The sequence below is a fragment of the Mesorhizobium sp. M2A.F.Ca.ET.037.01.1.1 genome (genome assembly GCF_003998075.1).
Lineage (GTDB): Bacteria > Pseudomonadota > Alphaproteobacteria > Rhizobiales > Rhizobiaceae > Mesorhizobium.
In genome coordinates this window covers 1-1,802 of sequence record NZ_RZSA01001187.1, presented here as the reverse complement: position 1 = coordinate 1,802, position 1,802 = coordinate 1, and the positions used below count along the sequence as shown (strand labels likewise).

Sequence of the window (1,802 nt, the reverse complement as noted above, 5' to 3'; positions counted from 1 at the left end):
ATCATGTTCGCGCCGGCGCCGAACCTCGACGGCCAGTACACCATCGTCGGCAAGGTGGTCGGCGGCATGGACCTCGTCGACAAGATCAAGAAGGGCGACGAGGCCGACAACGGCACGGTCAGCGACCCCGACCGCATGATCAAGGTTCGCATCGCCGCCGACGGCAAATAAACCCCTCAATTTTCAAAAAGGATTTCTGACATGGCTGAGATCAAGGATCGCGAGAACGCGCTGATCATGGAAACGACCAAGGGCAAGGTCGTCATCGAAATGTATCCCGAACTGGCCCCCGGCCACGTCGCCCGCATCAAGGAACTGGCGCGTGAGGGCGCCTATGACGGCGTCGTGTTCCACCGCGTCATCGACGGCTTCATGGCGCAGACCGGCGACGTCAAGTTCGGCAACTCCTCGAAGCCGACCTATGCGCCGTCGCGCGCGGGCATGGGCGGGTCCGACAAGCCGGACCTCAAGGCCGAGTTCTCCAATGCCAATCATGGCCGCGGCGCCTGCTCGATGGCTCGGGCGCAGAACCCGAACTCAGCGAATTCGCAGTTCTTCATCTGCTTCGACGATGCCGCCTTCCTCAACCGCCAGTACACGGTGTGGGGCCAGGTCATCGAGGGCATGGAAAATGTCGACAAGATCAAGCGCGGCGAGCCGGTGCAGGATCCCGACAAGATCGTGTCGCTGAAGGTCGCGGCCGACGTCAAGTAAGGGCATAACGATGATGGGCGCAGTCTGGTCCCTGCTCGGCATCCTGTCCGGCGCCTTCATCGCCATCCAGGCGCCGATCAATTCGCAACTGGCGCGCGGCCTCGGCCTTCCCGTGGCCGCCGCGGCGTTCTCGTTCCTGTCGGGCGCCATCGTCCTTGGCATCATTGCCCTCGCGGTGGTGAGGCTGCAGGGCATTTCGCTCGACTGGAAGGCGCCTGCGCCCTGGCTGTTCATCGCCGGCGGCATGCTCGGCGGCTTCTATGTCACGCTCTCCACCATTCTCACGCCGCGCATCGGCGCTGCGGCTCTCATGGCCTTCCTGGTCGCCGGGCAGTTGCTCGCCGGCATGCTGATCGACCGCGTCGGCTTCCTTGGCGTGGCGGTACGCGAAATCTCGCTTGGCCGCGTCGCCGGCGCGGTAATGCTGCTCGCCCGGGCGCTGCTCATCCGGCTTTTCTGATGCGTGTCGACCTGTTCGACTTCGAGCTGCCGGAGGAGCGCATCGCGCTTCGTCCGGTGGAACCGCGCGACAGCGCCAGACTGCTGGTCGTCGAGCCGGGCGAACCATTGCAGGATCGCGTCGTCTGCGACCTGCCTTCGCTGCTAAGGCAAGGCGACGTGCTGGTGTTCAACGACACCAAGGTCATCCCGGCGCAGCTCAAAGGCATGCGCAAGCGCGGCGAGGCGGTGGCGCAGGTCGAGGCGACGCTGCATATGCGCGTGGCGCCGGACCGCTGGCAGGCTTTCATGCGGCCGGGCAAGCGCATCGCCGCCGGCGACCGCATCCATTTCGGTCATGACGGCAGTTCCTGCTTCCTCGGCCAGCTTGACGCGACGGTGCTCGAAAAGGGCGAGGCTGGCGAGGCGCTGCTCGGTTTCGACCTTTCCGGGCCGTTCCTCGATGAGGCGCTGCATGCCGTCGGCCACATTCCGCTGCCGCCCTATATCGCCTCGAAGCGCGACGATGACGAGCGCGACCGCGCCGACTACCAGACCATCTATGCCAGGGAAGAGGGCGCGGTCGCTGCCCCCACCGCCGGGCTGCATTTCACGCCGGAACTGTTTGCCGCGCTCGACGCCCGGGGCAT

Annotated in this window: 4 protein-coding genes; all 4 read left to right on the top strand. The window is 65.4% G+C overall.

Annotated elements, in window-relative coordinates; genetic code table 11:
• A partial coding sequence (locus EOA27_RS34880; protein WP_189562263.1) for a peptidylprolyl isomerase occupies window positions 1–171 on the top strand: 171 nt, incomplete at its 5' end.
• Between the two features lie 30 nt (window positions 172–201).
• The gene (locus EOA27_RS34875; protein WP_042642653.1) at window positions 202–714 is read left to right on the top strand and encodes a peptidylprolyl isomerase; all 513 of its coding nucleotides are present in this window, start codon (window positions 202–204) and stop codon (window positions 712–714) included.
• Window positions 715–724: 10 nt separating this feature from the next.
• Window positions 725–1,174, top strand: a complete 450-nt coding sequence (locus EOA27_RS34870) for a DMT family transporter (protein ID WP_126082583.1) — start codon at window positions 725–727, stop codon at window positions 1,172–1,174.
• A partial coding sequence (locus EOA27_RS34865) for an S-adenosylmethionine:tRNA ribosyltransferase-isomerase (RefSeq protein ID WP_189562261.1) occupies window positions 1,174–1,802 on the top strand: 629 nt, incomplete at its 3' end. The genes EOA27_RS34870 and EOA27_RS34865, both read left to right, overlap by 1 nt.